The sequence below is a fragment of the Thioclava sp. F36-7 genome, assembly GCF_002020075.1.
GTDB classification, from domain to species: Bacteria; Pseudomonadota; Alphaproteobacteria; order Rhodobacterales; family Rhodobacteraceae; genus Thioclava; species Thioclava sediminum.
In genome coordinates this window covers 1-26,970 of sequence record NZ_MPZR01000006.1, presented here as the reverse complement: position 1 = coordinate 26,970, position 26,970 = coordinate 1, and the positions used below count along the sequence as shown (strand labels likewise).

General features: G+C 64.4%; 24 protein-coding genes. 11 read left to right on the top strand and 13 right to left on the bottom strand.

The window, feature by feature from the left end; genetic code table 11:
* Positions 1 to 63: 63 nt before the first annotated feature.
* The 7 genes from pxpA to BMI89_RS12035 all read left to right on the top strand — a co-directional run bounded on the left by pxpA (position 64) and on the right by BMI89_RS12035 (position 8,358).
* Entirely contained in the window at positions 64 to 798 is a 735-nt protein-coding gene (pxpA, locus tag BMI89_RS12070; protein ID WP_078571112.1) for a 5-oxoprolinase subunit PxpA, read from the top strand.
* On the top strand, positions 795 to 2,270 hold the full coding sequence (locus BMI89_RS12065; protein WP_078571111.1) for a TCP-1/cpn60 chaperonin family protein: 1,476 nt from the start codon (positions 795 to 797) through the stop codon (positions 2,268 to 2,270). The genes pxpA and BMI89_RS12065 overlap by 4 nt, the downstream gene beginning before the upstream one ends.
* A 22-nt stretch (positions 2,271 to 2,292) precedes the next feature.
* The gene (locus BMI89_RS12060; protein WP_078542421.1) at positions 2,293 to 3,378 is read left to right on the top strand and encodes an ABC transporter ATP-binding protein; all 1,086 of its coding nucleotides are present in this window, start codon (positions 2,293 to 2,295) and stop codon (positions 3,376 to 3,378) included.
* Positions 3,379 to 3,460: 82 nt separating this feature from the next.
* Complete coding sequence (locus BMI89_RS12055) at positions 3,461 to 4,669, top strand: hypothetical protein (protein ID WP_078571110.1); 1,209 nt, start codon at positions 3,461 to 3,463, stop codon at positions 4,667 to 4,669.
* Positions 4,670 to 4,772: 103 nt separating this feature from the next.
* Complete coding sequence (locus tag BMI89_RS12050) at positions 4,773 to 5,675, top strand: ABC transporter permease (RefSeq protein ID WP_158522149.1); 903 nt, start codon at positions 4,773 to 4,775, stop codon at positions 5,673 to 5,675.
* Between the two features lie 22 nt (positions 5,676 to 5,697).
* Positions 5,698 to 6,531, top strand: coding sequence for an ABC transporter permease subunit (locus BMI89_RS12045; RefSeq protein WP_078571109.1), 834 nt, complete (start codon positions 5,698 to 5,700; stop codon positions 6,529 to 6,531).
* Between the two features lie 1,173 nt (positions 6,532 to 7,704).
* A complete protein-coding gene (locus BMI89_RS12035; RefSeq protein ID WP_078571107.1) occupies positions 7,705 to 8,358 on the top strand; it encodes a hypothetical protein in 654 nt (217 codons plus the stop codon).
* 92 nt (positions 8,359 to 8,450) lie between these two features.
* On the opposite strand, the gene BMI89_RS12030 is transcribed toward BMI89_RS12035, so the two are convergent.
* From BMI89_RS12030 to iolG, 11 genes are all read right to left on the bottom strand, one after another.
* A complete protein-coding gene (locus BMI89_RS12030; protein ID WP_078571106.1) occupies positions 8,451 to 9,806 on the bottom strand; it encodes an MFS transporter in 1,356 nt (451 codons plus the stop codon).
* Between the two features lie 312 nt (positions 9,807 to 10,118).
* Positions 10,119 to 10,898: a TIM barrel protein gene (locus BMI89_RS12025; protein WP_078571311.1), complete on the bottom strand. Its 780-nt coding sequence runs from the start codon at positions 10,896 to 10,898 to the stop codon at positions 10,119 to 10,121.
* A 22-nt stretch (positions 10,899 to 10,920) separates the two neighbouring features.
* On the bottom strand, positions 10,921 to 11,727 hold the full coding sequence (iolB, locus tag BMI89_RS12020) for a 5-deoxy-glucuronate isomerase (protein ID WP_078571105.1): 807 nt from the start codon (positions 11,725 to 11,727) through the stop codon (positions 10,921 to 10,923).
* A 77-nt stretch (positions 11,728 to 11,804) separates the two neighbouring features.
* Positions 11,805 to 12,710: a myo-inosose-2 dehydratase gene (gene iolE, locus BMI89_RS12015; protein ID WP_078571104.1), complete on the bottom strand. Its 906-nt coding sequence runs from the start codon at positions 12,708 to 12,710 to the stop codon at positions 11,805 to 11,807.
* A gap of 11 nt (positions 12,711 to 12,721) precedes the next feature.
* Positions 12,722 to 14,578 carry a 3D-(3,5/4)-trihydroxycyclohexane-1,2-dione acylhydrolase (decyclizing) gene (iolD, locus tag BMI89_RS12010; RefSeq protein WP_078571103.1) on the bottom strand — a complete coding sequence of 619 codons (1,857 nt, stop codon included), beginning with the start codon at positions 14,576 to 14,578 and terminating at the stop codon, positions 12,722 to 12,724.
* Between the two features lie 96 nt (positions 14,579 to 14,674).
* Positions 14,675 to 16,594 (bottom strand): 5-dehydro-2-deoxygluconokinase, encoded by a 1,920-nt coding sequence (iolC, locus tag BMI89_RS12005; RefSeq protein WP_078571102.1) that lies wholly within the window; start codon positions 16,592 to 16,594, stop codon positions 14,675 to 14,677.
* Positions 16,591 to 17,715 (bottom strand): Gfo/Idh/MocA family oxidoreductase, encoded by a 1,125-nt coding sequence (locus BMI89_RS12000; protein ID WP_078571101.1) that lies wholly within the window; start codon positions 17,713 to 17,715, stop codon positions 16,591 to 16,593. The genes iolC and BMI89_RS12000 overlap by 4 nt, the downstream gene beginning before the upstream one ends.
* Positions 17,716 to 17,779: 64 nt before the next feature.
* Positions 17,780 to 18,601, bottom strand: a complete 822-nt coding sequence (locus tag BMI89_RS11995; protein ID WP_078571100.1) for an ATP-binding cassette domain-containing protein — start codon at positions 18,599 to 18,601, stop codon at positions 17,780 to 17,782.
* Position 18,602: 1 nt separating this feature from the next.
* Positions 18,603 to 19,706, bottom strand: a complete 1,104-nt coding sequence (locus tag BMI89_RS11990; RefSeq protein ID WP_078571309.1) for an ABC transporter permease — start codon at positions 19,704 to 19,706, stop codon at positions 18,603 to 18,605.
* 129 nt (positions 19,707 to 19,835) lie between these two features.
* Positions 19,836 to 20,762: a sugar ABC transporter substrate-binding protein gene (locus tag BMI89_RS11985; RefSeq protein WP_078571099.1), complete on the bottom strand. Its 927-nt coding sequence runs from the start codon at positions 20,760 to 20,762 to the stop codon at positions 19,836 to 19,838.
* Positions 20,763 to 20,906: 144 nt separating this feature from the next.
* The gene (gene iolG, locus BMI89_RS11980; RefSeq protein ID WP_078571098.1) at positions 20,907 to 21,902 is read right to left on the bottom strand and encodes an inositol 2-dehydrogenase; all 996 of its coding nucleotides are present in this window, start codon (positions 21,900 to 21,902) and stop codon (positions 20,907 to 20,909) included.
* A 172-nt stretch (positions 21,903 to 22,074) separates the two neighbouring features.
* Between iolG and BMI89_RS11975 the strand changes: the two genes are divergently transcribed.
* The gene (locus BMI89_RS11975) at positions 22,075 to 23,097 is read left to right on the top strand and encodes a LacI family DNA-binding transcriptional regulator (RefSeq protein ID WP_078549663.1); all 1,023 of its coding nucleotides are present in this window, start codon (positions 22,075 to 22,077) and stop codon (positions 23,095 to 23,097) included.
* A 73-nt stretch (positions 23,098 to 23,170) separates the two neighbouring features.
* Here the strand turns inward: BMI89_RS11975 and murB are convergent, their stop codons facing one another.
* Positions 23,171 to 24,235 (bottom strand): UDP-N-acetylmuramate dehydrogenase, encoded by a 1,065-nt coding sequence (murB, locus tag BMI89_RS11970; RefSeq protein ID WP_078571097.1) that lies wholly within the window; start codon positions 24,233 to 24,235, stop codon positions 23,171 to 23,173.
* The gene (locus BMI89_RS11965; RefSeq protein ID WP_246832025.1) at positions 24,232 to 24,912 is read right to left on the bottom strand and encodes a metalloregulator ArsR/SmtB family transcription factor; all 681 of its coding nucleotides are present in this window, start codon (positions 24,910 to 24,912) and stop codon (positions 24,232 to 24,234) included. Before BMI89_RS11965 ends, murB begins: the two co-directional genes overlap by 4 nt.
* Positions 24,913 to 24,999: 87 nt before the next feature.
* Here BMI89_RS11965 and BMI89_RS11960 point away from each other — a divergent pair, with 87 nt between their 5' ends.
* The 3 genes from BMI89_RS11960 to BMI89_RS11950 all read left to right on the top strand — a co-directional run bounded on the left by BMI89_RS11960 (position 25,000) and on the right by BMI89_RS11950 (position 26,536).
* Positions 25,000 to 25,602, top strand: a complete 603-nt coding sequence (locus BMI89_RS11960; RefSeq protein WP_078571095.1) for a superoxide dismutase — start codon at positions 25,000 to 25,002, stop codon at positions 25,600 to 25,602.
* A gap of 62 nt (positions 25,603 to 25,664) precedes the next feature.
* Entirely contained in the window at positions 25,665 to 26,003 is a 339-nt protein-coding gene (gene fdxA / locus BMI89_RS11955) for a ferredoxin FdxA (RefSeq protein ID WP_078523452.1), read from the top strand.
* A 2-nt stretch (positions 26,004 to 26,005) separates the two neighbouring features.
* Positions 26,006 to 26,536 carry a flavin reductase family protein gene (locus BMI89_RS11950; protein WP_078571094.1) on the top strand — a complete coding sequence of 177 codons (531 nt, stop codon included), beginning with the start codon at positions 26,006 to 26,008 and terminating at the stop codon, positions 26,534 to 26,536.
* Positions 26,537 to 26,970 lie beyond the last annotated feature (434 nt).

Genomic DNA, 26,970 nt, shown 5'->3' with positions numbered 1-26,970 from the left:
AACTTGACACAAGGTGGTGATATCGTCGTTATAGGATACATGATATATCATTTGGAGGCAAAGATGGTGACGATCAATTGCGATATGGGCGAGTCCTTCGGGATTTACGCGTTCGGCGACGACGCGGCCTGCATGCCCTTCGTCACCCATGCCAACATCGCCTGCGGCTTTCACGCCTCCGATCCCGTGGTCATGCGCGACACCCTGCGCAAGGCGAAGGCCGCCGGCATCAATGTCGGCTCCCACCCCGGCCTGCCCGACCGTGAGGGCTTCGGGCGGCGGCGGATGCAGATGCGGCGCGACGAGATCTACGCGCTCATCATGTATCAGACCGGCGCACTGCAGGCGCTGGCCGCGGCCGAAGACCTTTCGCTCTCGCACATCAAGCCGCACGGCGCGCTCTTCGGAATGGCGCAGAACGAGATGCATGTCGCGGAAGGCGTCGCCGATGCGGCCGAAGCACTCGGCCTGCCGGTGATCGCCTATTCCGACTGCTGCATGTCGGAGGTGTTCACCCGACGCGGAATCCCTTTCAACTGCGAGTTCTATGCCGATCTCGACTATGATGACGACGGACGCCAGATCATTTCGCGCGAGCATGAGAGCGTTGCGCCTGAGGCCGTCGCCGAGAAAGTCCGTCGCGCCGTGCTCGAAGGCATGACCACCGCCGTGAGCGGCAAGGACGTGTCGGTCGTCGCCGAAAGCATCTGCGTCCATTCCGACACGCCGAACGCGATCGCGGTCGCGAAGGCGGTTCATCAGGTTCTCACGGACGAGGCGAGGCTGACCACCGAATGACCGTCGTACGCATCATATCGGGCAACGCGCTTCAGGCGGAGCTGACGGACGATCTCGCGCCGGTTCTGCGCGCGATTGCGGCCAAGCTCGGCCCCGACGGGCGCGCGGCGCTCTATACCCTTGGCACGCGCGTGCGACGCGCCACCACCGGCACGGAAATCGCCCGTCATTTCTGCGCGGACGGGACGAGCGAGGTGCTTCTGCGGGAAGCGCTGGTGTCGGCGGACCGCGATCTGGGCGACGGCACCTCGCGCATGGCCGTGATGACCGGCGCAGCCTTGGCTGCCGGACGCCGGTCCGTCGCCGCGGGTGTGCATCCTTCGCATCTTATCCGCTCGGTCGATGGGCTGCGCCCCGAGATCACGCGCCATTTCGCTGCCGTCACGCAGGACACGAGCAACATCGAAGGTATCCTCGCCGCTGCAGCCCTCCCCCCCGACGCGACCGATGCCCTGGACCGCGCGCTCGAACTTGCAGGGGCCGAGGGTCATGTCGAACTGAGCGACCAGCCGGAGCCCGGCTTGCGCCTCGATCATGTCGAAGGTTTTTCCGCCGATGTGGAGCCGCTCCTGTCGGGGGTGCTGACGCATATGGATGCAGTTCACGTTCTGGTGGTCAACGACATCCTGACCGATTTCAAACGCCTCGCCCCCGTGATCGAAGGTTTCGCCCAGAGCGGCAAGTCGCTGCTGATCGCGGCGCGGGGGCTCGAGGGCGCCGCCAAGCAGCTTCTGGAGCGCAACCGGCAGGCTGGCGTACTGCGCGTAGCCGCGATCACGCCCCGCGACAAGGGCCCGCGCGCCGCCGAAATCCTGCGGGACCTCGCGGTCGCGACCGGCGCGACCCTCGTGGATGACGAGACCGGCCAGACACTCGACACGCTCACGCCTGAGCATCTCGGTGCGGCAGAGGCGTTCCGGCGCAGCGGCGATCACGTGACCTTCTCCGCCCCCGCCGGCGACGCCGCGGCCATCGCGCGGCGGCTTCAAGACATCGCCCACGAAATCGAGCGCAACCGCTACCTCGCTCTCGACCGCGAACATGCTCAACGGCGCCACGCCCGCCTCTCGGGACGCTGGGTCGAGCTTTTCATCGGTCCGCACAGGACCGAACCCGATTTGCGCGCACGGATGGCACGTGCGCTTGCTTCGGTGCGCTCGGCGCGAACTGGCGGCACCCTGACAGGTGGAGGCGTCGGCCTTACCGAAATCGCCGCGCGCCTCGAGGCCGAACGTCCGTCCGACCCTACCGATCGCGCCGCCCGGGCCCTTGTTGGCGAGGCTCTGCGCGCGACCGGACGCGCTTTGCGACGCAATGCCGGGCTTGAGCCCCTCGACGGCGTCCTTCCCGCCGACGCTGTGCGGGACCCGGCTCGGCTTTCGCGCGACGTGCTCGACCTCGCGCTGTCGCTCGCATTGCGCATTCTGACACTTGAGACGGCCGTGCTGCGCACGCCCCATCACTCTCACTGAACGACTGACTTGAGGACATGAAATGAAGGATATGCACAGCGAACCCATGCTCGAGGTCAGCAATGTCGTCCACAAGTACGGCAGGGTCACCGCGCTGTCCGATGTGTCGCTCTCCGCAGCGAAGGGCGAATTCCTGACGATCCTCGGCTCCAGCGGCTCGGGCAAGACGACGATGCTGCGCGTGATCTCCGGGCTGGAAACTCCCTATTCGGTCGACCGCCTGCGCATCGGGGGCGAAGATGTCGTTGGGCTGCCCGCGGCCAAGCGCAACTGCACCACGGTGTTCCAGAACTACGCGCTGTTCCCGCATATGAACGTGATCGAGAACGTGGCCTACGGCCTGCGCATCCGCGGCCGTACGGCCCAGGATTCGACCGCCGAAGCGAAGCGTGCGCTGGAGATGGTCCAGCTCGGGGCCAAGGCCGACCGCTCCATCGGGCAGCTCTCGGGCGGGGAACGCCAGCGTGTGGCACTTGCGCGCGCGGTCGTCACCCGTCCCGCAATCCTGCTTCTCGACGAACCGCTCGGCGCTCTCGACGAACGCCTGCGTCAGGACATGCAGCTGGAGCTCATGGAGCTTCAGCGCAAGCTTGGCATGACCTTCATCTACATAACGCACTCCCAGGAAGAAGCGCTGACCATGAGCGACCGCGTCGTTCTGATGAAACACGGCCGGATCGAGCAAAGCGGCGCGCCGCTCGACCTGTTTGACCGCCCGGTGACGCGCTTCGCTGCGGATTTCATGGGCTATGAGAACATTCTCGACGGCAAGCTTCTGCGCAAGGACGGCGAGATCGGCGAGGTGGAACTGGTCGGCGGCGCAGTCGTGCGCGGCACTCTCGCCACCTCTGACATTCAGCCGGGCGGCGCCATCAACCTTGCCATCCGGGCCGAACGGATCGGACCGGTCGCAGCCGACGAGGACGGGCTCGATGCCACCCTGTCCAACCGCGTCTATCGCGGGAAATACACCGACATGATGGTCGAGACGAAAGCGGGCACGCTGCGTCTTCGGTCCTGGCACGGTGCGCCCAACGAGAAGGGCGCCATCTCGCGGGTTGGCTGGAAGCTCTCGGATGCCGTGATTTTCCCCGAACACAAGGGCTGATCGCGTCGATCGGTCCACCTTCGGGAAAACTGGCTTACGCAGCCGCTCGAGACGGCGCGAAGCCCCAACAGGAGAAGGAAATATGAAAGACAAGCACTCTACGTTCGACCAGATCGAACTGACCCGGCGCAACATGCTTCGCGGCATGGGCGCGGTTGCCGGGACGGCAGCCCTCGCGGCTACCGGTCTCGCCCCCCGTGGTGCGATGGCGCAGGATATGCCCGTCGTGCGGGCTTACGGCGTTCCGACCGCCGCGCTCAAGGATTGGTCGCCGCTCGAAGCCAGCCTCGGCATCAAGTGCGAACTCAACGGCACCTCGAACGATGTCGGCGTCTTCATGCGCGACATCATGGCGTCGAACCTCGGTGACAGCACCGACATCTACATCTTCGAGAGCGGCACCGAAGACATTCTCGGCCCGCGCGGCATGTATGCCAAGATCGAGACGGACCACCCCGAACTCACCCTGTGGGAGCGCACGTCGGATGCCTGGAAACGCTCGCCTGTCGTCACCGACGAAGAGGGCAACCAGTGGGGCGTTCCGGTCATCGGCAACGCCGACAGCTTCGGCTATGTGCCCGAGGCCATCGGCGTCGATCCCGCAAGCGAGGAAGAACTCTCGTGGTCGCTGATGTTCGAAGACGAAGCCACTCGTGGCCGCGTCGCCTACGGGCAGGGCTGGAGCTACTCGATGCCCTCCGCCGCGCTCTACCTGAAGGAAACCGGCAAGGCCGACATTAAGAATGTCTCGGACATGACCGCCGAAGAAGCGGCGGTGGTCGCGGACTTCCTCATCGAGCGCAAGAAAGCGGGTCAGTTCCGCACGCTCTACGGTGCCTTCGAGGAGCAGATCCAGCTTCTGACCAACAAGGAAGTCGACGTGATCAACTGCTGGGAACCGGCAGTGCGTGAAGCCAACAACGTGCTGGGCGAGAACGCGACTCGTTACGCCTACACAGTCGAGGGCTACTTCAAATGGGGCCACGGCGCCTATGTCGCCGCCCCCGCGATGGAACGCGACAACGTCGACAACATCTACAAGATGCTGAACTACTTCCTCGGCGGCGAATACCGTGCGCTTCAGGCCCGCGATCGTGGCTATGCCGGCCCGAACATGGACCTCGGCGTGGCCTATGCCGAAGAGAACGGCTGGAGCGACGCGGAAATCGAAGCCCTGCGCGCCACCGAAGCCAAGGTGAACCGCAAGTTCGAGAAACCCTTCACCTCGACCACGACGCCGCAGAACGCGTCCGACATCGAGGAGCAGTGGCAGCGGTTCCTCAACGCCTGATCCCTTCGCGTCCTCCGCGCCTGCGGGGGACGCTACCCGGCCTCGCCAAAGGCCGAACACCACAGGAAGATAGATGACCATGAACGCCGAATTGGATGCGCCCATGACGCAGACCAGACCGAAGGACAAAGGCCGCAAGCCCGCCATGAGAATCCCCGTCGCAACCGTGGCGCTATGGGTGATCTGCGCGGCCTGGACCGTGCTGGTCATCGTTCCGCTCCTCATCCTGTTCGTCTACAGCTTCTTTTCGACCGAGTATTTCCAGACGATCTACGAGCCGAGCCTCGAGACGTGGAAGGGCCTCTTCGCCTCGGGGCGCTGGGAGGTCACGCTACGCACGCTGCGCATCGCGCTGACCGTGACGCTGATCGAGCTCGCCATCGGTTTTCCCTTCGCGCTCTGGCTCGCCAAGGGAGCGCGCAGCCAGATGGCCCGTGCCGTGTTCCTCGCGCTGCTGACCATTCCGTTCTTCCTCGACCTGTCGTCGCGCACGATCGTCTGGCGCGCGATCCTCGGTCAGAACGGCCTGATCAACACCGTCCTCATGTCGACCGGGATCACCGATGCGCCGCTCGACTGGCTGCTTTATTCGGAATTCTCGGTGCATTTCGGGATGATCCCGGCCCTGTTCCCCCCGATGGTCCTGCCGATCTACATGGCCATCATCCTCATCGACGATACCCTGATCGAGGCCTCCAACGACCTCGGGGCGACCCCGGCACAGACCCTGTGGAAGGTGATCGTGCCCCTCTCCCTGCCCGGCGTGATGGCGGGCTTCGTCTTCACGCTCGGACCGGCACTGGCTGCTTGGGTCGAGCCGGGAATGCTGGGCGGCGGCTTCGTGAACCTGTTGTCGAGCTCGATCGAGAGCGCCTACACCGCCCTGCGCTATCCCGTCGTCGCCGCCCTCTCCGCTTTCGTGATCGGCCTCCTGCTGCTGATCCTCGCGGTGATGGCCCTCATCCTGCGCCACCTCGGCGGCGCGAGACTCGCGCTGCGCCGATGACCACGGGCAAAAGGAAAGACCAATGACCGACATGACCGCCACGACAGGCCCCGTTTCGCTCGAAACCAGCTACAACCCGAATTGGAAGCGGCTCGGCAAATGGATGGGCATCGCGATGCTCGCGCTGATCTACTTCCCGCTGCTTTGGCTCGTCTTGCTGTCGATCTCGAGCGACCCGCTCTCCGGCATCCCCGGCGCCTTCTCGCTGCGCCACTATCAGGCACTGTTCGCGAGCAGCGACTGGCACATGCCCTTCGTGTCCAGCATCGTGATTGGCCTGATCGTCGGATTGGTTAGCGCAGTCACCGCCACAGTGATCGGGCGCGAAGTACCGCGCATGGCCAGCCCCGGCCCGATGCTCCTCGTCTTCGTCCTGCCGCTCTTCGTGCCCGGCATGTCGATGGGCGCTGCCCTCTTCATCTTCAGCCAGTCCGTGCTCGGTCTCGATCTGGGCTTCTGGTCGATCGCCGTGGGGCACTATGTCTGGGCCCTGCCCTTCGCACTCCTGATCGTGCTCGTCGTGACACTGCGCTTCGACCATACCCTGATCGAGGCGGGACGCGACCTCGGGGCGAGCGACTGGCGCGTCTTCAAGGATATCGAATTTCCGATCCTCATGCCGGGCATCGTCAGTGCGGGCCTCTTCGGCTTCCTGATGTCCTTCAACGAGGTCATGCGGACGATCTTTCTGCGCGGCACATCAGAGACCATGCCGGTGTGGAACTGGGTGCAGGCGGCAGCCCAGCAAAGCCAGGTGCCGATCATCTTCGCCCTGTCCTCGCTCGTTCTGTTGGTGACGCTGCCACTTCTCAGCGCGATGTTCTGGCTGCTGTTCGTGCGGTTGAACCGGACCTGAACTTCCAGTCGCCCGCGATTATCTCCCAACTGAGGCGGCGGTGGACGCGGTTCGCAAGTATTGCATCCGCTCTCCCTGACACACCTGTTTCGCGCGCCGGGAGTCTCTTAGGTTGCTGTGCGCCAAGATAGAGTGTTGGCCATCATTCCCTTTCGGCCTCTGGAAGACCTCAGCGACCTGCTAAGCGGAGGGGTGCAGACTGCCCATCTGAGAGCCATGTCTGCGGCGCAGTATCGCCCAAACCCGGTGATTAAAGGCACGCGGATCACTTGCAGATCTGTGCTTGTCAGGCTTGGCGACGGCGATACCTTGGATGATCTCTGTGAAGAGCATCCCTCGATTCCAAGAGAAGCATTCGAGGGCGCTGCTACCTATGCCCGCACCCACCCCGTGGGGAATCCTCCGAAGGCAGACCTTGACGACGATGAGCCAGAAGTGTGCCCGACAGAGTTACAGGCAAATCTGCTCCTTGTCCGTAATGGCAAATTCGCGAACCGGATTTGGCCTCTTTAACTAACCAACGACCCGTGAGCCAGCGTTTCATGACTGAGAACACAAGTGAAGGCACCTACAATGCTTCGGAGGGAAGGCAGCAGGAGCCTCCTTCAGAAACGTAGCCCAAGCAGTAGGTAGCTGCGACAGGGCGAAATGGCCGGTTTGAGGCCGACAGTATCTCCAGTGAGCGGTGCCTCCGCGGCAATGCTGACCAAGATCTTGATTTCGGGCGTTCTCGGAGTTGGCGCGAAAAATAATCTCGGAATCGGAGCCACCGAGTTTCCCAGTTCCAAAAAATGCTAAGAATATGGGCTCGTTTTTCTTTCCATCAAAACTGGAAATGCTAAGGTCGGCTCGGAAAGATTTCGCTTCGTAGGATACTGACTTAAAACGCAAAGTTACGCGAAATTTGCGCAAATCTATGCGCAAAAGACCCGCAAAGCTTTGCTTGAAGCTCGCCAGAAACTACTAACGAATTCAGCGTACAGCCCGCAACATTGCGCGCAATCCTACAGGGCCCTGTGGCCACGCAGAAGTCGAACCGCGCAGATACACTGTTTCCGGAAAGATCTTTGCGATTTTGTCCGGTTGTCGGCCCTCCTTCACGGAGTTGGATATCGCACAGCTATATGGGAGGAAGTAGGCGTGACAAAAAAAGCATTAGCCTACGGATATTTCATGACACGCATTCTTCTTCTCGTTGCGACTTTTTTCGGGCTGCTGGCGGGACCGGCAGCGGCCGAAAAGCAAATCTACAAGGTCACGCTGGGCCACCGATCCCTGGGCATGCTGCAATTCGAGGGGCAAGGCAGTAATGCGAAACTGCTGCTCTCGCTCGACAACACGCCGTTCGGCTTGGACGACGGAACCTTCGAGGCGGTGACGCAGGCCAAAGGTCATGAGGTCGATTACCTCGGGACGAGCCGGGGCAGCGAAACGCGCGATATCGCGATCGTCCGAGACGCGGACACCGTGACGGCCGTTAAGATTACACCGCGCTCGGAGATGACCGAGATGACGGACGCCGGAAAAGTCCCCGCCGGTGTGATCTCCCCGACGGAATTCTTCGCAAAGCTGGCAAATGGTGAAACCTGTCCTTCGCCAATGGCCATGTATGATGGTCGACGCGTGGTGCAGATGGCAACGACAGCCAAGAAGCAAAACGACGACACCGTGATCTGCGACCTATCCTATCGCGTTGTCTTGGGGCCCGGATATGTCTGGCCGTTTTACTTCAAGTCGTTCGATGTGCATGCCGCCTATGACGCACGCAGGCTTGCTACATTCAGCATGAGTGGCGGTGGGTTCACGGTGAGGCTGACCCGGCAGTAGCCGCACGCCCCGAGCACGTTCAGGGTGCGGCCACCTGGATCCTCAGCGAGCGGTCCGACGATGCGGCGGCGACGCCTGACACGGGACTGCGCTCATCGCGCACCGAGGGAACCGCGCTCGCGGGCGAGACCGAGCATCGCAAACACTGCCAGTCCGCTGAACAAGGTGCTCATCACCACGGCCTCGTGCCAGCCCGCGAAGAAGCGCTCGCCATCGCGTCCGGCAATCAGGATCGAGATCAAGGCGATCCCGAGGGCGGAGCCGAGGTAGCGCGCGGTATTGTTGGCAGCCGACCCCATCGCCGCGCGCTCGGGCGGCACGGATTGCACCGCCTCATGCCCTAGTGCGGCGTTCAGGATACCGTTCGAGACCCCGGCAATCAGCAGCCCCGGCACGAGGATCGCCCAACTCGCCGCAGGCGTCGCAAGCAGCATCAGGGCCTGCCCGACCCCGCAGCCGACGATCCCGCCGATCACGCGCTGGCGCGAGGTCCAGCGCGCGGGCAAGCGATGCGCGTTGAGCGCGGCGATCGCGGTCAACGCCGACCATGCGAGGAGAACGAAAGCGGCCGTAAGTGGCGTCTGCCCCATGCCGCGCACCAGCACGGTTGGCACCAGAGACATCAGCGCAAGCACGCCCGCGCCCGAGGCGAAAGCCGCGAGTGTCGCGCCGGTGAAGGGCGCATGGGCAAAGAGATCGAGCCGCAGGATCGGGTTCGGAGCCCGGCGTTCGGTGCGCAAAAAGAGAGCCAGAAAGGCCAGCGCGCCCAATGCGAGCAAGCCCACCACGCCGAAAGCTCCCAACCGCAACTCGGTGAGCGCCGAGAGCAGGCAGCCGAGGCCGAGCATCAGAAGCAGGCCGCCCGTGAGGTCGACCCTATGCGGGCTGCGCGGGCTCTCGGGCAGGCGGGCCGAGGCGCTCAGCGCAAGGATGGTCGCAGCGAGCGCGATCGCCCAATGCCCTGCGGGCCATCCCCCAATCGGCAGCAGCGCCGCGGCAAGGATCGGCCCGAGCGCCACGCCCGCGCCAAGGCCCGCGGCCCAGATCGCGGCGGCACGGCGGCGTGGCTCGCCCTCGTAGATCTGGCCCAGAAGCCCGAGGCCGCAGGCCATGATCCCGGCGCTGCCGAGGCCCTGCACGACACGCGCGACGATCAGAAACAGACCGGTCGGCGCGAGCGCGGCAGCAACAGAAGCGAGCGCGGTAAGCCAAAGCCCGCCCACGAAGGTCCGCCTCCGCCCCAGCGTATCCCCGAAGGCCCCGGCGATCAGAAGCCCGCAGGCGGCTCCCAGCGGCATCCCCGACATGATCCACGCCTGCTGCGCCGGGCCAAGCCCGAGCGCGGCGGTCATCGCCTCGAGCGTGGTCAGCGGCAGGGTGAAGACGACGAGGGACAGGAGTGTCGCAAGCGCCACGATGGCGAGCGGGGCTTTGGGGGTAACGGGCATTTCAGCTTTCCTTGGTCACGCGATGCCGAAGCCAGACGAGACCGCTCTCCAGCGTCTCGGTCTGACCCAGTTCCAGCGACTTGGTCGGGCCGGTGATCAGCCCCACCTGAGTGGTCGGGTTTGACAGTTAGGGCATGACTGGCCCTGGTCCATCGGGACAAGGGATTCCGGGGCCGGTGGACGTTAACCCAAAGCACCGTGTGGTCTTTGGTGTCGTCGTGCCACTGGCGCGACGGTCCACTTCAGTGGCGGAACGGAACAGTATGCGGATCGGAAGCGCGACCAGCACTCCGCTTTGCATATCGACGGGTCTCAGAGTGTGAAGGCGGCGCGGAACGCCTCGAGTGCCGCCTCCTCATCGCCCTGCGCGAAGGCCTCCATGGCGACCGGACCGCGATAGCCCATCTGCTGCAGCGCTTTCGCCACACCGGCATAGTTGATCTCACCTGTGCCCGGCTCGAAGCGCCCCGGATTGTCGGCCACCTGGACCTCACCGATCCAGGGCAGGCTCGCCTTGCACCAGCGGATCAGATCCCCTTCGCCGATCTGCGTATGATAGAGGTCGAGATTGATCCGCAGCTGCGGGCGATCGACGGTCGAGACCAGCGCCAGCACATCCGCGGTAGAGCCGAAGGGGCAGCCCGGATGGTCGATAGGATTGAGGTTCTCGAGCGTGAAGACCACCCCCTCTTCCTCGGCCAGATCGCAAATCCGGTTCAGCGTATCGCAGGCCCGCTGGAAGCTGCCCGGCGCGAAGCTGCCATGCTGCGGGATCGGCAGGCCGCCGTCCCCAAGACCTGTGCCGTGCAGGTTGAGCCGATCCACGCCCAGCCGCTTACCGACCGCCGCGGTCTCACGCGCCGAGCGCAGCAGCATTTCCGCCCCCGCTGGGTCACTCAGCCGCCCCTCCAGATAGCCGTTCATGATCGTGTAATTCGCCCCCACCGCCTCGAGCTTATCGAGGTCGTGATCCGGCCAGTTCCACAACCCCACGCCGAAGCCCATCTCGGTCAGCCGCGCTGCGCGCCATTCGATCGGCCGGTCGCGCCAGAGCATCTCGGCGCAGGCCGCCAGTTGAAACGGTTGTTCCATCATCTTCTCCACCCGGATGCCCTCAGGCATCGCGCTCCATGATCCACTGCACCGCCGGATCCGCCTGGAACCGCCAGTTCCGACGCGGCCCGGCCATGACGTTGAGGTAATACATCTCGAACCCGTAAGGCGCGCCGCAGGGATGATGCCCGCGCGGCACCAGCACCACGTCGCCATCACTCAACGCCATCGTCTCATCGAGCGTCCCGTCTTCGGTATAAACCCGTTGGATGCCGAAGCCCTGCGCCGGGTTCAGGCGGTGGTAATAGGTCTCTTCGAGATAGGTGATGCGCGGAAAGTCATCCTCGTCGTGACGGTGGCTCGGATAGGACGACCAATGCCCCGCAGGCGTGAAGACCTCGGTCACCAGAAGGCTGTCGCAGTAATCCTCCACCTCCATCGCGATATTGTTGATGTAGCGCGTGTTGGTGCCCGTGCCGCGCTCGGTCAGGCTGATCCCGTCGGGCCCGATACGGCGCGCCTTGTGGCCGCCCCTGCCGGGCGCGAGACAGACCGCGATCGTGCAATCGGTCTCGGCCACGGCCTCCCAGTCCTGATCGTTGGGCACATAGAGGCAATGCGGAGGCGTCTTTTCGAAGACATCCATCCGCTCGCCCAAGACACCCCAGTCCTGCCCGGCGGCCCTGATCGTGGCCTTGCCCTCGACCATCACGAGGATCGCCTCGTTCGGACCGGTGGCCTCCGCCGCGCTCTCGCCCGCGCGCAGCCGGTAGAGCGAGAACCCGACATAGCGCCAGCCCGCCGATTGCGGGGTAATCTCGTGCACCTTGCCGTGGGCCCCAAAGGGTTTGCGCAACAGATCCGCCATGTCTTTCTCCTTCCAACTGCTCAAAATATCCCGGGGGGGCTCCCGTCAGGGAGCGGGGGCAGAGCCCCCTCCCGGTCTCAACCCGCGATCAACCCCACCTCGGCAGCCGCGCCTTTCAACGTCTTCAGCCCCAAGGACTGATACTCAAACGGGTTGCGCTGGTCGGGATCCTGCTCGGCCTCGATCACGATCCAGCCGTCATAGCCCGCCTCTTTCAGAATCCGCAGGAGCGGTCCGAACTCCACGCCGCCCTCGGGATCACCCGGCACGGTGAAGACACCTGCGCGCACCCCGTCCATAAAACTCATGCCGGTGTCGCGCACCTGCCGCATCACCTCGGGGCGAACGTTCTTGGCGTGGAAATGGCGCACGCGGTCGACGTATTTGCGCAGCATCGGCGCGGGATCGACCCCGTCGCCGCCGAAATAGCAATGCCCAGCATCGAACAGCAGCTTCGTCGCAGGCCCCGTCGCCGCCATGAACGCGTCGATCTCGACAGGCGTCTCGACGACGGTGCCCATGTGGTGGTGATAGACGAGATCGATGCCCTGCCCGGCCGTGAACGCCGCCAGCTCCTCGATCTTCGCCCCGAACGCGGCCATCTCGGCCTCTCTCAACACCGGCTTCTCCGACAGCGGCACGTCCTGCCCCTGCACCGAGTTCGACGTCTCACAGGCAATACAGACGGTGCAGCCATTATGCTTGAGCTTGTCGAGATGCTGCTGGATCGCCACTTTCTCATCTTCAACCGATTGCGTCAGAAGGTTCAGCGAATACCACCCGGAGACGAAAGCCAACCCGTAGCCGCCCAGCAGCTGCTTGAGCGCTTCGGGATCATCCTGCGGCCAGCGATGGCCATTCTCGATCCCGTCGAAGCCAATCTCGGCGGCCTCGCGCAGGATCTGCTCGGTCGGGATATGCGCGCCCAGGGAATGGTCGTCGTCATTGGCCCAGGCAATCGGGTTCGTGCCGAAACGGATCATCTCTCTCCTCCTCAATTCACCAGCCGCGCGTTTGCAATCTGGGTCAGGTATTCCTCGAAGCGGTCGCGCTGCTTTTGGCGGTCCGAGACTTCGGGCACCGCGACGTCCCAGAAGAAACCGTGTTCGCCAGCGCTGGTCTTCAGCCCGGTTCCGGGGAAGTCCTTGGCCACCGTGTCGATTACGATCACCGTCGGGATGTCGCGCTCGCGCGCGGCTTTCACTTCCGCTTCCAGCTGGTCGGTATTGGCCGCCTTCACCGCATGCGCGCCCATCGCCGCGGCATGCGCGACGTAGTCGATCTCCGGCTGCGCTGCGACATTGCAATCGACATACATGTTGTTGAAGGGCTCGCCGCCGCAGCCCATCGTCTGCAACCGGTTGATACAGCCATAGCCGCGGTTGTCGGTCAGGATCACCGTGAAGGGCACGCGGCGCATCACCGCCGTCGCGAGCTCCGAATTCGCCATCATGTAGGAGCCGTCACCCACGAAGCAGAGCACATCGCGCTCGGGCCGCGCGAGCTTGAGGCCCATCGCCCCCGCCACCTCGTAGCCCATGCAGGAATAGCCGTATTCCATGTGATAGCCCCCCTGAGAGGGCTTCCACAAAAGCTTCAGCGCGCCGGGCATCGTGCCAGCCGCGCACATCGCGACCGCGTCCTCAGCGGTGGCGCGTTGCACCGCGCCGATCACCTGTCCGTCGGTCGGCAGCGCCGCCTGATCCTCGGGACGCGCGCAATAGGCGTCGACCGCGCGCAGCCAGTCCTCTCGGGCATCGGCATCGGGCGCCTCGGCCCGATAATCGCCAAGCGCCGCGCTCAGCTGCTCCAGCGCGACCTTGGCATCGGCCACGAGGCATTCCGCCCCGTGCTTGGCCGCGTCATAGCCGTGGATATTGATCGAGACGAGCTGCGCCCCGGCCCCGAACAGCGTCCGCGAGCCGGTGGTGAAATCCTGGAACCGCGTGCCCACCCCGATCACCAGATCGGCGTTCTGCGAGGCGGTGTTGGCCGCCGCCGATCCATCGACGCCCGAGGCCCCGAAGCTCATCGGATGGCTCTGCGCGAGGCTCGACTTGCCCGCCTGCGTCTCCGCCACCGGAATCTGATGCTTCGACGCGAACTCGGCCAGCGCGTCCTCGGCCTGGCTATAGACCACACCGCCGCCTGCGATGATCACCGGGCGCTTGGCCCCCTTCACCATCTCAGCCACACGCGCCAATTCCCCCGCATCCGGCGCCGGACGGCGAATGCGCCACACGCGGGGCTCGAAGAACTCCACCGGGTAATCATAGGCCTCGGCCTGCGTGTCCTGACAGAAGGCCAGAACGGCGGGGCCGCAATTGGCCGGATCGGTCATCACCCGCAGCGCCCGCGGCAGCGCGCTCAGGATATGCTCAGGCCGCGAAATCCGGTCGTAATAGCGCGAGACCGGCCGGAAGCAGTCATTGGCACTGACGGTGCCGTCGTCGAAATCCTCGACCTGCTGCAGCACCGGATCGGGACGGCGCGTGGCGAACACGTCGCCTGCCACGATCAGCACCGGCAGCCGGTTCACATGCGCCAGCGCGGCGGCCGTTACGAGGTTCGTCGAGCCCGGCCCGATCGAGCTGGTCACCGCATGGGCGCGCGTGCGCTTCTTGCCCTTGGCATAGGCGATCGCCGCATGACCCATCGTCTGCTCGTTCTGCCCGCGCCAGGTCGGGAAGACGTCCTTGTAGGCATGCAACGCCTCGCCGATCCCGGCCACGTTGCCATGCCCGAAGATCGCCCACATCCCTTCGATGAACCGCTCGCCATCCTCGGTCATCTGCACCGAGAGCCACTTCACCATCGCCTGCGCGGCGGTCAGCCGGATCGTCTCGCTCATCTCTCTCTTCCTCTCTGGGGCCACTTCCTCTTGGCCCAAATATCCCGGGGGGCTCCCGTCAGGGAGCGGGGGCAGCGCCCCCTCCCCGCTTACATCTCAAGCGGCCTTGGCCGCCTTCGCCCGCGCCCCGTCCCAGACCCCGCAAAGTCTCGTGTAGCGCCGCGCCATCTCGGCCACGGCCTCGGCATCGGCCAACTCATCGGCCATCCAGGCCCGCGCCACGTCGCCGAAGATCGTCCGGCCCACGGCGAAGCCCTTGACCAGATCGAAACTGGCCGCGACCTCGAAGCTCGCCGCCAGTTCCGCCTCGGGCGCATCCAAGCCCAGCACCACGATACCGCGGGTGTGCTTGTCGAATTCCTCGATGGCGGCCACGGCCTTGGCCCATCCGGCCGCGTCCGCCATCGGTTCCAGCTTCCACCAATCCGGGTAGACGCCGATCTCGTAGAATTGCCGGATCAGGGTCGCGGTGGTGTCGGGATCGACCGGTCCCACCTTGGACGGAATGATCTCGAGCAGGAATTCCAGCCCGTTCCTGCGCGCCGCGGCAAAGAGGCGCTTGACGGTAGCCTCCTGATTGGCCCGCGTCTCGGCATCGTCGTCGGGGTGGCAGAAGCACAGGACCTTCACCACCTCCTCGCGCGCCCATTGGGTCAGACCGCCGCAATCGGGGCCCAGTTCCGGCTCCAGCTCCAGCGGGCGCGAGCCCGGCCATTCGCAGGGCCGCCCGATCCAGAGGCCCGAGCCGGAGGCCGCATGCAGCGCCGCGCGCCCGATCCGGTCATCGCACAGAATGCCATAGCCCGGCCGCCCGTCCTGCACCTGGGTTGCCGCCGACAGGCACAGCTCCTTGAAGGCCCCACCCTTCTTGAGCGTGTAGCCCGGCATCTCTTCGAGCTGCATCCGGTGATCGAAGGCGAAGACCCGGTAATCCGGCCAATCGGGCAACGAGCGCGTATGGCGGTTAGTCGACCAGTGGATCTGCTCCAGCTCGGGATCGTTGCGCAGATCGGGTTGTTTGACGCCGCGCTTGAGGAAGAATTCCAGCTCGGTCAGCGAGGGATACGCCGGCGTGCAGCCATGGCGCGAGACCGCGAAGGCCCCGCAGGCATTGGCGTATTCCAGCGCCTTCGGCCAGCTCTCGCCATCGAGCCAGCCCTTCATCAGACCCGAGAAGAACCCGTCCCCCGCGCCCAGCACGTTGAACACCTCGATCGGGAAGCCCGGGCCGGTCTGGCCGTTATCGAGGCTGTCCGGAATATCGCCCTCGAAAGCCACCGCGCCGGCGGCCCCGCGTTTGCAGACCAGCGTGGCATCGGAGACCTTGCGCACCGCACGCAACGCTTCGATCGTGGAGGTGCTGCCGCCCGCGATGTGGAATTCCTCTTCCGTGCCCACGATCAGGTCGAAATGGTGCAGCGTGGCCATCAGGCTCGACGTGACCTCGGCGCTCTCGACGAAGCGGCTCTCGCCCTCGCCATGGCCCGCGACGCCCCAGAGGTTCGGGCGGTAGTCGATGTCGAGCGCGGTCTTGGCCCCGTGCTTGCGGGCCAGTTCCAACGCCTTCAGAACCGCCGCCCGCGTGCGCGGATGCGACAGATGCGTGCCGGTCGCGAGCACGCTCCGCGTCCGCGCGATCAGCGCCTCGTCGATATCCTCCTCGCTCAGCGCCATATCCGCGCAGTTCTCGCGGTAGAAGATCAGCGGGAATTGCTCCTCGTCGCGAATGCCGAGGATCACCAACGCGGTCAGCCGCTCCGGATCGGTCGCAACGCCGGTCACATCGACACCTTCGCGCAGAAGCTGCTCGCGGATGAAGCGGCCCATATGCTCGTCGCCGACCCGCGTGATGAGGCCCGACTTCAGCCCCAGCCGCGCCGTGCCGCAGGCGATGTTCGTCGGAGAGCCGCCGATATACTTCTCGAACGAACCCATATCCTCCAGACGCCCGCCAATCTGCGCCCCATACAAATCCACGCCCGCCCGGCCAATCGTGATCACGTCGAGGTTTTTCATGTCATGTCTCCGATCCGGATCGGGGCACCGTTGGAGCGTGCCATCGCGTGGATCACCGTCTCAATCTCCAGACCCGCGGCGAAATCGGGGCCCCGATTGGGTTCGCCCGCGATGACTGCGCAGAGGTCACGCGCCTCGATCACTTTCTGTTCGTTGAAGCCGAAATTATGCCCCGGCGCGGGGCAGAAGGCGGCGAAATCGGGCTGCTCCGGACCGGTCAGGTGACGGGTGAACCCCGCCTCTCCGGCGCGATGCAGCCACAGCTCGTTCATGTTCTCCTGATCGAAGACCAAGGTGCCGTCCGAGCCATGGATTTCCCATTGCAGGCGACACTTACGTCCGCGCGCCACCCGCGACGTGGCAAAGGAGCCCTGCGCGCCGCTCGCGAACCGGATCAGAGCCAACGCGCTATCCTCGTTCTCGACCGGCTTGGGGCCTTCGGAGGAGGTGCGCTCGGGGATCGCGATCTGCGTCATCGCGGTCAGTTCCTCCACCGGCCCCATCAGCGCCACCATCTGCGAGACGAGGTGGCAGCCCAGATCGCCCAAAGCGCCCAGACCGCCAGCCTCGCGCGTCATCCGCCATGACCACGGGAGGCGCGGGTCGGCGGAATAGTCTTCGTCATAGACGCCCCGGAAGGCGCGGGGCGTGCCGATCGCACCGTCCGAGATCAGCTTGCGCGCCATCTGGAAAGCGGGCGACCGAAGGTAGTTGTAACCGAGGATCGTGACCTGCCCGGGATGCTCCGCTGCGAGCCCGGCCATCACCCGCGCATCTTCCAGCGTCAGCGCCATCGGCTTTTCCAGCCAGACATGCTTGCCCGCACGCAGGGCGGTCTCGGCCATCGGGCGGTGCAACCCGTTGGGCGCAGTGATCGAGACCACATTGACCGCCGGATCGGCGCAAGTCGCCTGCCAGTCATCGCTGGCGCGTGCGAAGCCGAACTGCGTGGCAAAGGCGCGGGCCTTGTCCGCCGGTGTATCGCAGAGGATCTCCAACCGGGGATGCGCGCCGCCGAAGACGGTCGCGAGGTTGCGCCACGCCATGGCGTGACATTTGCCCATGAAGCCGGTCCCGATCAGGGCCACGCCAAGCGGAGTTTCGGGCATCGGAAGCGCCATGTCACCCTCGGTTGCTGAAGTCATTCTTGTCCGTAACAGGGACGCGCGACGCCCCTGCCGCTTGTCAGATCGTGCCGCCGAGCGAGCCTTCGAGCTGTGCCATCTCCTGGCCACCGGCCATCAGGTCCTGCAACTCGTTCGGCGTGATCTCGCCCCGGGTTGCGGTGCCCAGCGTCTTGCCGCGATTGAGCACGGTGAAGCGGTCGCCCACCGCCATCGCATGGCGCACGTTATGGCTGATGAACACGACACCCACGCCCTGCTTGCGCACCTTGTCGATCGTGGCGAGCACGTTCGAGGTCTGGCGCACGCCAAGCGCCGAGGTCGGCTCGTCGAGGATCAGAACCTTCGCGCCGAAATAGACCGCGCGGGCGATGGCAACGGTCTGCCGTTCGCCGCCCGAAAGCGTGCCCACCGCCTGATCGGGGCCGCGCAGGTTGATGCCCATATTGCGCATTTCTTCGACGCAGACCTCATTGGCTTGCTTAACGTCGAAACGCTTGAACGGGCCCGATCCCTTCGTGGGTTCGCGCCCCATGAAGAAATTGCGCGTCACGCTCATCAGGGGGATCATCGCGAGGTCCTGAAACACCGTGGCAATCCCGGCCTCCATCGCATCGCGCGGGCTCGAGAAGTTCATCGGCTTGTCCTCGAACAAGATCTCGCCCTCGGTCGGCTTGTGCACGCCCGACATCGTCTTGATGAAGGTCGATTTGCCCGCGCCGTTATCGCCGAGAAGGCAGTGACACTCGCCGGGGCGGATATCGAAGCTGACACCGGCCAGCGCGATCACGTTGCCGAAGTGCTTCTTGATGCCGCGCATCTCGAGGAGGGGTTTGGCGTCATCAGCGACGGCGCCGTGGTGGAATGCGGTCTCAATTTCCATATCAGCGTTCCCCCGTCACGCGCTTGCGGATCACGTTGTTGAAGATCACGGCGAGCAGCAGCATCCCGCCCAGGAAGACCTGGAACCAGTCCTGATCGTTCGAGGTGTAGGTCAGGCCGATCACGACCATGCCGAAGATGATCGAACCGAAGAAGGCGCCGATCGCCGAGCCGTAACCGCCGGTCAGCAGCGAGCCCCCGATCACCGCGGCGATGATCGCCTCGAATTCTTTCTGGAAGCCGCGACGCGCATCGGTGGAGCCCGCGTCGATCACGGTCATTATGGCAACAAGCGCGGCGCAACAGGCGGTCACGATGAAGAGCGTCGTCTTCACCCGGTTGACCGGCACGCCCGAATTGGAGGCCGCGTTCTTGTCGCCGCCCGCAGCGAAGATCCAGTTGCCGGCAGGGGTGCGCAGCAGGATCCAGGTGGCAAACAGCGCGATACCGATGAACCACAGGATCTCGACCGGCACGCCCGGCACTTTCGGCGCGCCCGACTTGAACGTGTCGATCCAGCCCCATTCGGCGAGCTTCGCGAAGAGCCCCGTGAACGCATCGCCCGAGAAGAACGGCGCCAGCCAGTCATCGCCCACCGCATCGCGCACGCCGCGCAGCTGGGTCGAGCCGCCGGTCAGATATTTCAGCCCGACGAGCGACAGGCCACGCAGAATGAACAGGAAAGCCAGCGTGACGATGAAGGAGGGCAGGCCCGTGCGGATCACCAGCTGCCCGTTCACCACGCCCATCATGCCAGCGAAGATCAGCGTGCCGGGAATGGCCACGATCAGCGGCAGGCCGAGATTGACGACGAGCGCGCCGAAGATCATCCCCGCGAAGGCCACCATCGAGCCGATCGAAAGGTCGAACTCTCCCCCGATCATCAGAAGCGACGCGCCGATGGCGAGAATGCCGAGCTGGGCCGCGGGCGTCAGGAAGTTCATGATCCCCGAAAGGGTGAACATCGACGCATTGGCGGTGAAGAGAAAGAAGATCGTCACGAGAATGAGCCCGGCGATCGCGCCCAGTTCGGGCCGCTTCATCAAGCGCGCGAGAACTGTCTCCTCGCGGACGCGCTCGTCGGTAACCGTGGTGTCGGCTGGCATTTTGCCCTCCCTGAAAATGCTGGTCGATGGCGCGGCGAACCGAGCACGGCCCGTGCAGGCGCCAGTGGGATGCGCGCGCGTTTGCAGGGTCGGCGCGCGCATCGCCTGGTTCATGTCATCCGATGTGGATCAGCGGATGCCCTTGGCCGACAGGTCGACCACCTGGGCGGCCTTGTCCTTGGTGATCAGGTTCGGACCCGAAGAGACGTTCGAGGCGGGGATCAGGCCGTATTTCGCATTGAGTGCGAGGAACGAGACCGGCAGATAGCCTTGGAGATACTGCTGCTGGTCGATCGCGAAGGCCGCGTCACCATCTTCCACCGCCTTCAGGAAACCAGGCGACATGTCGAAGCTCGCCACCTTGATCTGGCCGCCGCCCTTGCCGAGCGCTTTCACAGCCGCCACCGAGGGTTCACCCGCAGTCGCCGCACCGAGCGCCATCACCGTGTCGACATCGGGATCGGAATCCAGCGCCGCACGCACCTTGGCCTCGATATCGGTCGGGTCGTTGGTGGTCGGCAGAACGGTCGACTCGCCGAAGCCTTCCGCGAAGCCTTTGCAGCGCAGGTCGAGCGAGACGTTACCGACTTCCTGGTTGACGCAGATCGCCTTTGTGCCGCCCATTTCCTTGAGCTTCTCACCCGCGCGCTTGCCCGCGTCTTCCTCGTCCTGACCGACATGCAGCAGAGCGCCGAGCGACTTCGACACGTCCGAACCCGAGTTCATCGAGATCACCGGAATGCCCGCTTCGACCGCGCGCTTGATGGACGGGCCGAGCGCGTCCGCATCGGGGATCGAGACGACGAGCCCGTCAGGCTCCTGGTTCACGGCGGCGTCGATCAGCTGGCTCATCGCGACCATGTCGAAGGTCTCGGGCGAGCGGTATTCGACGTTCACGCCGGTATCCTTCGCCGCCTGCTCGACGCCGTTCTTCACCACCGACCAGAACGGGTCATTGGCCTGCCCGTGCGAGACCACGACGATATCCGTCGCGAATGCCGGTGCAGCGAAAGCCACAGCGGTGGCCGCAACTGCAGCACGCAGAAACTGTTTCATGTGATCCTCCCAGATTCACTTTCTGTTTGTTACCGCACCGCGCTCCTCCATGTCGCGTCTGATGCGGCCCGGCCGATCCCTTCGGCCTTTGAACCACAGGCACCTCCTCGCGCCTGCGATTTCTGTCCACTCCGAGGCAGCGCCTCAGAGCGTCGCCAGGTCGACGGCTTCCCCCATCTTGGCGGATTTCGTTGCGGCCTCGGCCATCGCGAGCGCGGCCACGCCATCCTCGAGCGTCACAGGCATTGGGTGCCCCTCTGCCAGAGCGGTGACGAAGGCGTCCCATTCCGCCGCGTAGGCGGGCATGTAACGTTCGAGGAAGAAATAGGTCGGCTTGGCCGAAGAGACGCCGGCCACGGTCGACTTGGAGACCGTGTTCTCCAGCATGTTGGCCGCGGTCAGCAGCCCCTCCGAGCCCAGCAATTCGACGCGCTGATCGTAGCCGTAGACAGCCCGGCGCGAGTTCTTGATGACCGCAATGCGCCCGTCGGCATAGGTCAGCGTGACCACGGCCGTATCCACGTCGCCCGCCTCCCCGATCGCCGGATCAACGATGGAGGAGCCAACCGCGCGAACGCTGACCGGCGCACTGTCCATGATGAAATTCGCCATGTCGAAATCATGGATCATCATATCGCGGAACAGCCCGCCCGAGACCTTGATGTAGGAAACCGGCGGCGGCGCAGGATCGAAAGACGTGACCGAAAGCAGCTCGGCTTTGCCGATCTCTCCGGCGTGGGCGGCAGAGCGCAGCGCGCCGAAATTCGGGTCGAACCGACGGTTGAAGCCGATCATCACAGGCTGGCCGGTTTTCGAAACCGCCGCGAGGCAGGCTTTCGCCCGTTCAAGCGATAGATCGACCGGCTTTTCGCACAGCACGGCCTTGCCTGCTGCCGTCGCCTTCTCGATCAGATCCGAATGGGTGTCTGTCGAGGTGGCGATCAGCACCGCGTCGATGTCGGGATTGGCGATGATCTCCTCGGAACTTGCCGCTTTCGCGTTGTATTTCGCGGCGAGCGCCTGCGCCGCCTCCGCGTTCACATCCGAGACCGCGACGAGCGTGCTGCCCGGATGTCCGGCAATATTTACCGCATGCACCTGACCGATACGGCCGGCGCCCAGCAACCCGACTTTCAACATGCATTCCTCCCAGAACCGATCCGATTCGACCGATGACTGGCGCTAACATCATCCGTTTTGCACGCGCGTGCAAGAATTTTTTGCACGCGCGTGCAAATGGGACTCCGCTGCCGCTCTTTTCTGTGTGTATGCTGGCAAGAAAGCTGATAGGTCAGCTTTTGAGGAGAACCCGATGAGCGACGTGCGCAGACCGAATTTCGAAAACAACATCACCGCCGATGATGTCGCCGAAGCTGCCGGTGTCTCGCGCTGGACGGTCAACCGGGCCTTCAAGAAGGACGCGTCGATTTCGCCCAAGACCCGGACCAAGGTGATGGAAGCGGCGAGCAAGCTCGGCTACGTGCCCGATCTGCGCGCAGCCGCATTGGCCTCGGATCGCTCGAACCTCGTCGCGCTGCTGGTCGATGACTTCGCCAACCCGCATAAGCTGGTGATGATGGAGCGGCTGACGCGCATCCTGCGCAAGCATGGCTGGGATACGCTTCTGGTGAACACGCTCGACCGCGACGATGCGGGCCATGCGATCCTCAACGCCAGCCAGCGCCGCGTCGATGCCGCGATCCTGATCGGGATTCAGTTCGACGATGAGGTTCTCGAGACCGCTCTGCACGCCCGACGTTTCCACAAGCTGATTATCTTCGCGCGCACCTCGCGCCATCCCGACACGATCTCGATCGCGGTGGACGACGCTGCCGCGATGCAGGAGATCGCCGCCTATGTTGCGGAACAGGGCTATCGCCGCCCGCTCTTCCTCGCGGGTCCGCGCACCTATTCCGCGCATCTGCTGCGCAAGGAAACCTTCCTAGGCTGCTGGGAGCGGCGTTTCGGGACCATCCCCGAATTCGCCGAAGTGCCCGCCTATGACCCGATCCTCGCCGAGCAGGTCGTGACCCGGATTCTCACGGATCGCCCGCGCGATGAGATGCCGGACATCCTCGTCTGCGAGAACGACGCGCTCGCCATCGGCGCGATCGACGTGATCCGGCACAAGCTCGGCCTGCGCATTCCCGAGGATATCGCGGTGACGGGCTTCGACGACGTGCCGCAATGCCAGAGCCCGAATTACGCATTGACCACCTATCGCCAGCCGCTGACGGAGATGGCCGAATATCTGGTCGAAGTGCTCGAAAGCAGTGAAGACCGTGACTTCGACCGCGCGTTCAAGGGCAAGCTCGTCCCCCGCGCAAGCGCCTGACGCCAGAGGGCAAGCGCATCGGTCGACGGGGATAGAGGGCTGATCATTCGCGGTGCGACGCACGCATGTCGGCTCAGCGCCCGATCAGTGCCGGTTCCTGTACGAGAGAGACACCGAAGCGCGCGCGGACCGTCTCTCGGGCGTGATCGGCAAGCGCGATGACGTGCTCGACCGTCGCGCCGCCGAGGTTCACGAGGATCAGCGCGTGCGCTTCAGAGAATCCGGCACCGCCCCTGCGGACCCCCTTCAGGCCGCAGAGATCGAGAAGCCTCGCCGCCGAGAGTTTTACGCCGCCCGGCACCGGATGCCCCAGGACGTCCGCCAAGCGTCGCGCGGTCGCGACCGAGACGATCGGGTTGTGAAAGAAAGACCCGACATTGCCGATGTCCCTCCAGTCCGGGATCTTCGCCGCACGTTGGGCCAGAACGGCTTTCATGATCCCGTCCGGGCTGAGCGGGCCGGGCAGGTCGGCCAGACCGGCATAGCCAAGGTTCGGCTGCCAATCCGTGGGCAGCCGAAGCGTGACCCCGGTGACGAGCTCAACGCCCGGCCTCTCCTTGAAACGGCTGTGCCGATAGGCGAAGCCGCAGTCGCGCGCCGAAAGGCGTCGAGCGGTCCATGTCTCCGTGTCGATAATGTCGACGCTCTCGACCAGATCCTTCAGCTCCACTCCATAGGCGCCGATGTTCTGGACTGGGGCCGCGCCGACGGTGCCCGGTATTCCGGCAAGGTTCTCGAGGCCGCCGATACCCTGCTCCACCGTCCAGCGCACCAGGGCATCCCAGTTCTCACCCGCCTTTGCCGTGACGCGCACACCATCGGAAGCACGCGTCACGCTGCGACCAAGCAATCCGTTGATCCCAACCACGCCGTCGATCTCTTCGGCCAGCACGCAGTTGCTCCCGCCGCCCAGCAGGTAAAACGGCAGACCGAGGTGCCCGGCATATTGCGCGGCGGCGATGATCTCGGCTTCTGTGCGCAGCACCCCGCCGAACCGGGCACACGACCGCAAGCCCAGCGTGTTGCGGCGACTCAGGTCGAACGCTGCCTTCAGCGGTGTCGGCGACTGCGCGGTGGAAGACCTCCACGCAGGGGCCCGGTCAGCGCGCGGAACGCCGGTCGGCCGACCTGCGCTCATGTCACGGCGTCGCGGATGACATAGGTGCAGCGGCGACCGCCCTCGACGATATGTTCAACCCGCTCGACCGAGACATCCTCGCCCAGCACAGCCTTGAACACCGCCTGTTCGGCCCGACAGAAGCCCTGACAGAAAGTCGCCGCGGCGCAGATCGGACAATGGTTCTCGACAAGGAGAAGGGTGCCGTCCCCATCACGCTCGGCAGATGCCATGTAGCCTTCGGCGTTGCGCAGCTCGGCCAGCTTCTCGACCCGTGCAGCCAGATCGCCACAGCCCGTCATTTCCGCCTCGTAGAGCGCCTGCGTCGTCGCCTCTCGGGCCTCGATGATGCGCTCGAGCGCCTCCTCCCCCAGAACACCGGAAATGCTGCGCAGAATTTCCACGGTCAGCGCAGCATGCGTGTCCGGAAACCGAGCCTGCCCCTTTTCGCTCAGATGCCAAAAAACCGCAGGTCGCCCACGCCCGGAGGCGCGACGTTCATCTGCGACCAGCCCGTCCTCGGCGAGTTTCAGCAGTTGCTGCCGCGCGGCCTCCCCGGTGGTGCCGAGGCGGGCCCCGACCTGCGCCGAGGTCAGCGCCCCGTGCATCTTCAACGCCATCAGGATGCGCTCAGAGGCGGAGCGCGGCGACCAGCCTGAATCTTCCATCGCGTCTTTTTCCAAGCTATCGCTTGACATATTCGCCTCAATCTTTTTCAAAGCACTTACTTGATTAATTAACCCGCCGCAGGCTGCGGCGCAACCACCCCCCGCAGGAGACCTGACATGGCTTTCGAACTTCCCGCACTGAACTTTTCCCATTCCGCGCTTGCTGACCGCGGCATGAGCCAGGAAACGCTCGGACTACACCACGACAAGCACCATCAGGCCTATGTGACGGCGCTCAACGGCTTCGTCGAGAAGACCGCCGACCTTCAGGGCAAGACTCTGGAGGAGATCGTCGTCGCCACTTACGGCGATCCCGCACGCGACGGCATCTTCAACCAGGCGGGACAGCACTGGAACCACATCCATTTCTGGAACGCCCTTTCGCCGCAGGGTGGCGGCATCCCCGGCGCACTCGAGTCGCGACTGATCGCCGATTTCGGTTCTGTCGACGATTTCAAAGCGGCGTTCAAGGCCGCAGCAACCGGGCAATTCGGTTCGGGCTGGGCCTGGTTGATCCAGAAGCCGGACGGAAGCCTCGGCGTGACCAAGACGCCCAACGGGGTGAACCCGCTCGCCACCGGCGAGGGCACGGCGCTGCTGGGCCTCGATGTCTGGGAACACAGCTACTACGTCGACTTCCGCAACCGTCGGCCGGACTACGTGACGAACTTCCTCGACAATCTCGCAAATTACGAGTTCGCGGCGTCGAACCTCGCCTGATGCACCGAGCGCCGTGCGCACCACCTGCGCACGGCCTCTTCCAAGCTCATGAGCCCCTCCCCATGACATACGTCGTCACCGAAAACTGCATCGCCTGCAAATACATGGATTGCGTCGAGGTCTGTCCGGTCGATTGCTTCTATGAGGGCGAAAATGCTCTCGTGATCCATCCCGATGAATGCATCGACTGCGGCGTCTGCGAACCCGAGTGCCCCGCCGACGCGATCCGCCCCGACACCGATCCTGACGGCGAAGGCTGGGTCGACTTCAACCGTAAATATGCAGAGGTCTGGCCTGTCATCGTCGCGATGGGCACCCCGCCCGCGAATGCCGACGAGATGGATGGCGTGCCGAACAAGCTGCAAACGCATTTCTCGCCCGAGCCGGGGCAAAAAGGATAGTCATGAGCACTGAACTCTCACAGGCTTCCTATGCGATGATCGACGCCGGGCTGGACACGCAAGCTGCGTTCCGCGAGGCGATGTCTGCGCTGGCCGCAACCGTTTGCGTTGTGAGCGCCGCGCAGGACGGCGACCGCGTGGGGCGCACCGTCACCGCAGCGCTCTCGCTGGCGGTCGATCCGCCGTCGCTGCTGGTCTCCATCGACTCCGGCGCCCGCCTGACATCGCTGATCCGCGCGCAGGGTGGGTTTTCCTTCGCCATGTTACAGGCGGACCAACAGGCCGTCGCCAATGCCTTTGCCGGCAAGGTCGCGCCGGAGAAGCGGTTCGAGCACGGCGCATGGGACACCTGGCCCTCCGGCCACCCGCGCCTGCACGGTGCCGTGGCCACGATGGACTGCGCCCTCGTCGGAGAGATCGAGACGACCGATCACGTTCTGTTCGTCGGGCGCCCGCGGAAGATCGACCTCTCCGCAAACGCCAAGCCACTGGTCTGGCACGACCGTCAGTTCAATACCGTCACCCCGCTGTGACGGCTTCGACAGCCCCGAGGTCAGAGCGGATTAACGTGCGCCGGGGCTATCGTGCCTCGTTCCGCTACATCACCGGCGTGCCGGAATGGTTCGCGGCGCACAAGCCTTCCAATACGCTCGCCGGTTCAAGATCTACCTAGCAACGCAACCAGTCGACATCCGAACAGGGATCGATGGGCTTGTTAACTCCGTTTCGGGGAATTTTGATCTCGACCCTTTCTGAGGGGGCTTCGTCGTGTTCCGCTTGAAGGAACGGGACAAGATCAAGATCAGCTTCGACATTGCTTCCACGGTGTTTGTCGCAACGCAAAAAGCCTCGCGGGGAGCGAGGCTAAGCGTTTGGTCTGGTTTAGAAGATTTGGTTGCGGGAGTAGGATTTGAACCTACGACCTTCAGGTTATGAGCCTGACGAGCTACCGGGCTGCTCCATCCCG